At 73.6% G+C, this 6,980-nt stretch carries 7 protein-coding genes; 1 reads left to right on the plus strand and 6 read right to left on the minus strand.

Annotated elements, in window-relative coordinates:
* Positions 1-341: 341 nt before the first annotated feature.
* Genes MNY62_RS24920 through MNY62_RS24940 form a run of 5 tightly spaced genes read right to left on the minus strand, consistent with a single transcriptional unit; the run spans position 342 to position 4,760 of the window.
* Positions 342-821 carry a DUF4265 domain-containing protein gene (locus MNY62_RS24920; RefSeq protein ID WP_242347035.1) on the minus strand — a complete coding sequence of 160 codons (480 nt, stop codon included), beginning with the start codon at positions 819-821 and terminating at the stop codon, positions 342-344.
* A 26-nt stretch (positions 822-847) separates the two neighbouring features.
* Positions 848-1,624, minus strand: coding sequence for a uroporphyrinogen-III synthase (locus MNY62_RS24925; RefSeq protein ID WP_242347036.1), 777 nt, complete (start codon positions 1,622-1,624; stop codon positions 848-850).
* A gap of 9 nt (positions 1,625-1,633) precedes the next feature.
* Complete coding sequence (gene hemC, locus MNY62_RS24930) at positions 1,634-2,575, minus strand: hydroxymethylbilane synthase (RefSeq protein WP_242347037.1); 942 nt, start codon at positions 2,573-2,575, stop codon at positions 1,634-1,636.
* 14 nt (positions 2,576-2,589) lie between these two features.
* Positions 2,590-3,912 carry a glutamyl-tRNA reductase gene (gene hemA, locus MNY62_RS24935; RefSeq protein ID WP_242347038.1) on the minus strand — a complete coding sequence of 441 codons (1,323 nt, stop codon included), beginning with the start codon at positions 3,910-3,912 and terminating at the stop codon, positions 2,590-2,592.
* Entirely contained in the window at positions 3,909-4,760 is an 852-nt protein-coding gene (locus tag MNY62_RS24940) for a cytochrome C assembly family protein (protein WP_242347039.1), read from the minus strand. Before MNY62_RS24940 ends, hemA begins: the two co-directional genes overlap by 4 nt.
* A 411-nt stretch (positions 4,761-5,171) precedes the next feature.
* On the opposite strand from MNY62_RS24940, the gene trxA reads away from it, so the two are divergent.
* Positions 5,172-5,504 carry a thioredoxin gene (trxA, locus tag MNY62_RS24945; protein WP_242337584.1) on the plus strand — a complete coding sequence of 111 codons (333 nt, stop codon included), beginning with the start codon at positions 5,172-5,174 and terminating at the stop codon, positions 5,502-5,504.
* A 193-nt stretch (positions 5,505-5,697) separates the two neighbouring features.
* Here trxA and rodA read toward each other — a convergent pair whose 3' ends face one another.
* On the minus strand, positions 5,698-6,819 hold the full coding sequence (gene rodA, locus MNY62_RS24950) for a rod shape-determining protein RodA (RefSeq protein WP_242347040.1): 1,122 nt from the start codon (positions 6,817-6,819) through the stop codon (positions 5,698-5,700).
* Between the last annotated feature and the right edge of the window lie 161 nt (positions 6,820-6,980).

Genomic DNA, 6,980 nt, shown 5'->3' on the forward strand with positions numbered 1-6,980 from the left:
CGCGCCGTCCTCCGCCGCCGCTGCCCCCGGTCGCCGCGCCGCCCCAGCGCGCGCCGGCGCCCCTGCCGCCACGCCGCCGCCCGCGCCGCGCGCCGAGAGGCAGGGGTTCCTCGCCCGCCGCCGCGCCGAGAAGGAGGCGCGCAAGGAGCGCCGGCAGGCCGCGAAGAAGGGTCGCTGAACGCTCGGGTCCGGCCCCCCTTCGCCCTTCGACAGGCTTGTATCTCCTCAGGGCGAGCGGTCTTTGATCCGCTCGCCCTGAGCTCGTCGAAGCACGAGCGGGGAAAGCGGCCACGGCCGTGAGGCCGCTGCAGGACGCGCCCACGGCCCCGTGATTCGCTCCGTCAGCAGGGCCGCGGATCGGCCCACTCCCAGACGATGAGCCCCTCGTTCGCGCGGTCCTGCAGCACCTCCGCGATGCGCGCCACGTCCACCTCCGGCGGCACGTCGACGGCGACGAGCTTCGGGCGGAGCGCCTCGTGCGTGCAGCCCTGCTCGAGGAGCCGCTCGAGGAAGGTCTGCACGCCCTCGTCGGACAGCTCCGCGCCGGGGTCGAGCGCGAGCCGCAGCGTGCGGTGGCCGCACTTCTCGACGACGTCGTCGAGCCGGGCCGCGTCCTCCGCTCCGCCCTCGACGGCCGCGAGGACGACGTCGTCGCGCGAGATGCCGTAGGCGAAGAACGGGCAGCTCTCCACCCGGTAACGCCCCGCGCCGAGGGGCTCCGCCCAGAGCCAGTCGTCCGGGGGGCCCGACTCGCCGTCCGAGTGCTCGAGCGGCACCCGGATGCGGATGAGGGTCTCTCCGATGTCCAGTTCCGTCGTCATGCTCCGACCCCCTCCGGCTCGAAGATCTATCCGGGGCCGAGCCTCGCCGCGACCGCCTCCGCGAGATCCGCTCCGGTGTACCGCTCAGGCTCCGCCCCTGGCGCGAGGCCGTGCTCGCGCAGGGCCTCCGCAGTGGTAGGACCGATCGCGGCGAGGAGCACGTCCCGGAGGAGCGCCGCCCGCTCGCCGAGGGCGCTCACGACTGCCCGGACGGCAGACGGCGACGCGAACGCGACCGCGTCGATCTCGCCGCGCGCGAGCCAGTCGCCGAGCGGCGCGATCGCCTCGGCCGGCGCGGGCACCGTGCGGTACGCCTCGACGGCGGTGAGCTCGGCGCCCGCGGCGAGGAGCCCCGCGACGGTCTCCGGCCGCCCCTCCGCCGGACGCGGGAAGAGCACTCGCCGGCCGCGCACATGAGGCGCGAGCGCCCGCGCGAGCGCGTCGCCCTTCGCCTCGCCGGGCACGAGATCGGGCTCGCGCACCGCGCGCGCGAGCCGCTCGGCGGTCGCGGGCCCCACCGCGGCGAGCCGGAGCCGCGCGAGCGCGGCCACCTCGAGGCCCAGCGCGAGGAGGCGCGCCACGGTCCGGTCGACCGCGGTCGCGCTCGTGAAGACCGCCCACTCGAACCGATCGAGCGCGCGCAGCGCCCCGTCGAGCGGCCCCGGATCGGCCGGGTCCGCGAAGGCGATCGACGGCACCTCGCGCACCTCCGCACCGAGCGCGCGCAGGCGCGCGGAGAGCGCGTCCTCGCCGCCCTTCCCGCGGGTGACGACGACGGTGCGACGGTCGAGGCGGGCCGCCACCGGAGCCGCCTAGCGCTTCGGCGCGGCGAGGCCCGGGATCTTGCCCTCGCACTCGCGGAGGATCGCGTCCGCTCCCTTCGAGAGGAGCTCCTCGGCGAGCGCGACGCCGAGCGCGCGCGCCTCGGCCGCCGGGCCGGTCCGCTCGGCGCGGATGACCTGCGTGCCGTCGAGCGACGCGACGAGCGCGCGCATCGAGACGCGGCCGCCCTGGACGGTGGCGTGGCCGGCGATGGGCACCTGGCAGCCGCCCTCGATGCGGGCGAGGAACCCGCGCTCCGCCTCGATGCGGATGCGCGTCTCCGGGTGCTCGAGGGCGGCGAGCCGCGTCATGGTCGGCCCGTCCGAGGTGCGCGCCTCGAGCGCGAGCGCGCCCTGCGCGACCGCGGGGAGCATCTCCTCGGCGGGGAAGACGTAGGTCGCGTGCTCGGCGAGGCCGAGGCGGCGGAGCCCGGCGTACGCCAGGACGACCGCGTCGAGCCCCTCGCTCGCCTTGCGGAGCCGGGTCTCGACGTTGCCGCGGACCACCTCGATGTGGAGGTCGGGACGGAGCGCCTTGAGCTGCGCGGCGCGCCGGAGGCTGGAGGTGCCGACCTTGGCGCCCCTGGGGAGCCCGGCGAGCGTCTTGTAGCGCGGCGAGCAGAGCGCGTCGCGCGGGTCCTCGCGCTCCGGCACCGCGCCGATGGCGAGGCCGGGCGCCAGCACGGCGGGCAGGTCCTTCATCGAGTGGACGGCGATCTCGGCGTCCCCGTTGAGGAGCGCGTCCTCGATCTCCTTCACGAAGAGGCCCTTGCCGCCGACCTCGGCGAGCGGGACCTCCAGGATCCGGTCGCCCTTCGTGACGAGCTCGTGGAGGCGGACCTCGAGGCCGGGGTCCTTCGCCCGGAGGAGGTCGGCGACGTGGTGGGCCTGCCACTTGGCGAGGGGGCTGCGGCGGGTCGCGATGCGGATCATCTCGGGTAGCTCTCCTAGCTGCGCTCCGACGAGGCCGCGGCGCGGCTCTCGGCGGGCTCCGCCGGCGCGCTCTCCGGGCGCTCCGGCTCGTTCTCGATGCCGAACAGCTCCGCGGCGGCGCCCGGGAGGTCGCCGTCGCCCGTCGACGCCGCCGCCTTGAGCCGCGCCGTCGGACCGTGCAGGAGCTTGTTCACGATGGCCTGCGCCATCGCCTCGACGCTCTTCTTGCCCTTCTCGTCCAGCTTCGGGCCGAGGTGGGAGAGCGTCCGCTCCGCCTCCGCCCGCGCGATCTGCTCCGCGTGCCGCCGGAGCTGCGCGAGGACCGGCAGCGCCGCGCGGGCGTCCCGCTCCTTCGCGAAGGCCATCACCTCCGCCTCGACGATCGTCTCGGCGCGGAGCGCCTCGCCGCGGCGGGCCTCCTGCGTCGCCTGGACGACCTTCTCCATGTCGTCCACGTCGTAGGCGAACACCTCGCCGAGGTCGGCGCAGGCCGGGTCCACGTTGCGCGGCACGGCGAGATCGATGAGGCACATCGAGCGGCTGCGGCGCGCCTTCATCGCCTGCTGCACGAGCTCGCGGGTCACGACGTAGGTCGGCGCGCCGGTCGAGACGATCACCACGTCCGCCTCGACGAGGAGGCGCGGCAGCTCCTCCCATGCGCGGAAGGTCCCGCCGACCTGCTCGGCGAGCGCCATGCCGCGCTCGGGCGAGCGGTTCGTCACGAGGATGCGGTCCGCGCCGAGGACCGCGAGCGCCTTCGCGGAGAGCGCGCCCATCTTGCCCGCGCCGACGAGCAGGATCGCCCGGCCCTTCAGATCGCCGAAGATCTTCTCGACGAGCTCGACCGCCACCTGCGACATGCTCGTCGCGCCGCGGCCGATGTCGGTCTCGCTCCGGACGCGCTTGGCGGTCGCGAACGCGCGGTTGCAGAGGCGCGACATGTACGGGCCGGCCGACTGCGCGGCGCTCGCGAGCCCGTAGGCCTCCTTCACCTGCCCGAGGATCTGCTGCTCGCCCACCACCATCGAGTCGAGGCTCGCGGCGACGCGGAAGAGGTGGCGGATCGCCTCGACGCCGATCTTGGCGTAGAGGTGGCCGTCCGCCTCCGCCGCGCGCGAGGTGAAGAAGCAGCGCGCCGGCTCGATGCCGTCGGCGTGGACGTAGACCTCGACCCGGTTGCAGGTGGAGACGACGACCGCCTCGGCGACGCCGTCCGTCCCCTTGAGCGCGCAGAGCGCGGCCTTGAGCAGGTCGCCGGTCAGGGCGACCCGCTCGCGCACCTCGATGGGCGCGCTCTTGTGCGAGAGGCCGACGAGGTAGATCTCCCGCCCGCTCACTGCGCGATCTCCGACACCCGCGCGCCGTAGTCGCCCGCGTGGCGGGTAACCCCGGGCACGATCTTCAACGACACCATCGACGAGAGCAGGATGACGAACCCGACGAGGGTCATGAGGGCGTACCGCCGCCCGTGCCAGCCGCTGTGACGGAGCTGGACCATCGCGCCGTAGAGGATCCAGATCGCGAGCGAGACCACCTGCTGCGGATCCCAGGACCAGGCGCTGTTCCAGACCGCGGTGGCGGTGATCGTGCCGGCGATGAGCGCGATCGTGTAGACGACGAACCCGGCGCGGACGAGCCGCTGGATCATCTGATCGAGGGCGTCGAGCGACGGCAGGCGCGAGAAGAGCGCACCGAACCGCTTGCCCTTCACCTCGCGCTCCTGCAGCAGGTACATGATCGCGACCCCGAACGCGATCGCGAAGAGCGCCACGCCGCCGACCGCGGAGAGGATGTGCAGGGTGACGCTCGGGTACCGCACCGTCGCGGGCGCGACGCCCGGGTGGCCCGGGGTCCCGAACAGCGTGGGCAGCAGCACGACGAGCGCGAGCGGCGTGACGAACGCGCCGATGGTGGGGAGCTTGTAGTAGCGCTGCAGGAACAGGTACGCGCCGGTGAGGAGCCAGACGAGCAGGACGAGGCCGCCCCGCAGGCCGAAGAACTCGGCGCCGCCGAACTCGCTGCAGCCGACGCCGATCGCGACGGCGTGCACGGTGAACGCCGCGGCGAGGACCCAGAAGCCGGCCGTGGCGGCGCGCCGGTGGCGCGGTCGCGAGAAGAACACGATGTAGGCGGCCGCGGCGACCGCGTACAGCGCGGCGGCGATGCGGAGGATGACGATGCTCATGCGTCCTGCCTTCTCTTACCCGGGCTTCTCGATGAGGAAACGGGCGAGGACCCCCGCTCCCTTCCACGGATCGTCCCCGCCCGCGAACGCGACGCGCGACGCGCGGGCGGAATGCCGAGCGCCGCGCCGCCCGCTTGCCGCTGGACACGCGGCATCGCGCCGCACCGGGGCCCGGGCGCGGTCCACCTCGCGAGGTCGCCGGCGCGGCGGTCCGGGAAGGCCCGGGGAACGAGGGGGAGCCCAGCCATGAACGGGAAGGATACCTCGGCGCCATCGCGGACGAACGCGCTCCTCGCGCGCGCGGGGCGACCGGTCGGGTCGGAAGCTATCACGCCGCGCGAGGCGCTTGCCAGGATCCAGGTCTGCCGCTAATTACTGCGCGCGACGCGACCGGAGCGTCAAGGAGAGCGCATGGCATCGAACGACCTCGTCATCCTGCAGGACTCCACCTTCGAGCAAGAGGTCCTGAAGAGCGACGTGCCCGTCCTCGTCGACTTCTGGGCCGTGTGGTGTGGGCCCTGCAAGGCGATCGCCCCCACGGTCGAGGAGCTGGCGAAGCAGTACAAGGGCAAGGTGAAGGTCGCCAAGATGGACGTCGACGAGCACCAGAACGTGCCGCAGCAGTACGGCATCCGCTCGATCCCGACGCTCCTCGTGTTCAAGGGCGGCCGGGTGGTCGACACCATCGTCGGCGCCGTGCCGAAGGCGAAGCTCGAGGAGAGCCTCAAGAAGGCGATCAGCTGACGCCCTGCTCCGGATCCAGCCGGGAGCACCGACGCCCGCGGCCCCTCGAGGTCCGCGGGCGTTCTGGTCTCCGGCCGCCGCTGCTCGCGCGCACCCGCGGCAGCGGGCGCGCAGGTTCACGGGCCCCGCCGAGCAGGGGTGGGGCCCCAGCAGCTCCGCTGCCGGGGCGGGGACGCGGTCCCCGTACGATCACTCAATTCACGAAGCGTCTCATCCCGACGTTCGCGAGCAGCCCGATGCAGGTGTAGATGGCGATGACCGACGAGCCGCCGTAGCTCATGAGCGGCAGCGTCACGCCCACCACCGGCAAGAGCCCGATCACCATCCCGATGTTGATCGCGACGTGCCAGAAGATCATCCCCGAGAGCCCCGCCGCGAGGAAGTGGCCGAAGCGGTCGCGCGCGTTCCCGCAGATGTCGATCGCGCTCGCCACGAGCACGAAGTAGAGCGCGAGGAGGAGCAGGCAGCCCAGGAACCCGTGCTCCTCCGCCCACACCGAGAAGATGAAGTCGGTGTGCTGCTCGGGGAGGAACGACAGGTACGTCTGCGTGCCCTGCCCCCAGCCCTTGCCGAGCGCCTGCCCCGAGCCGACCGCGATGATCGACTGCGTCGCGTGATAGCCGGCCCCGAGCACGTCGGACTCGGGGTTGAGGAAGGTCTCGACCCGCTTCTTCTGGTACGGCTTCAGGTGCGGGTACAGGAGCCCGGACCCCACGATCGCCACGCCCGCGAGCAGGGCGAGGGTCTTCCAGCGCACGCGCGCGAAGAGGATCTGCGTGAAGCCGACCGCCATCACGATGAGCGCGGTGCCGAGGTCCGGCTGCTTCAGCACGAGCCCCGCCGGCACGACGATGATGAGGAACGGGACGACGAGCGAGACGAGGCCGTAGCCGTTCTTCCGCTTGTCGGCGTCGGCGTGGAAGAAGCTCGCGAGCGCGAGCGCGACGGAGAGCTTCGCGAGCTCCGACGGCTGGAAGTTCACCGGCCCGATGGTGAGCCAGCGCCGCGCGCCCATGACGTAGCGGCCCTTCACGTACACGAGCACGAGCAGCACGAGCACGATCGCGTAGAAGACCCACGCCAGCCGGTGGAACGTGCGCGGGTCGAAGAGCGTCAGGGACAGCGCGATCACGATCCCGAGCCCCATCCACGCGGCCTGGGAGATCCAGACCGGCGCGTGGGCGCTGCGAGACGCGGAGGCGAGGTTCCAGACGCCGATCGCCGAGATGGCGAGCGTCACGAACGCGACGTGCCAGGGGAAGTGCGCGAACAGCCTGCGGTGCGGGGTCGCCGCGAGCGATACGTCAGGCGCCACCGGGGCTCCCTCCTTGCCTCTCCCCGCCCTGCGGCGCGGGGATCGCGTCCGGGGCCGTGGCGGGGGGCAGCGCGGGCGCCGCCGGCGCCGCGGGCGCGTGCGGCCTCGGCGAGGCCGGGGCGGCCGTCGCCTCGACCGGCGCGGAGGGAGCCGGCGCGGGC

The sequence above is a fragment of the Anaeromyxobacter terrae genome, assembly GCF_022690685.1.
Classification (GTDB): Bacteria; Myxococcota; Myxococcia; order Myxococcales; family Anaeromyxobacteraceae; genus Anaeromyxobacter; species Anaeromyxobacter terrae.

Coding starts and splice junctions, on each gene's coding strand:
- MNY62_RS24920 (WP_242347035.1), bottom strand. CDS start 821: ATGACGACGGAACTGGACATCGGAGAGACCCTCATCCGCATCCGGGTG.
- hemC (WP_242347037.1), bottom strand. CDS start 2,575: ATGATCCGCATCGCGACCCGCCGCAGCCCCCTCGCCAAGTGGCAGGCC.
- MNY62_RS24940 (WP_242347039.1), bottom strand. CDS start 4,760: ATGAGCATCGTCATCCTCCGCATCGCCGCCGCGCTGTACGCGGTCGCC.
- trxA (WP_242337584.1), top strand. CDS start 5,172: ATGGCATCGAACGACCTCGTCATCCTGCAGGACTCCACCTTCGAGCAA.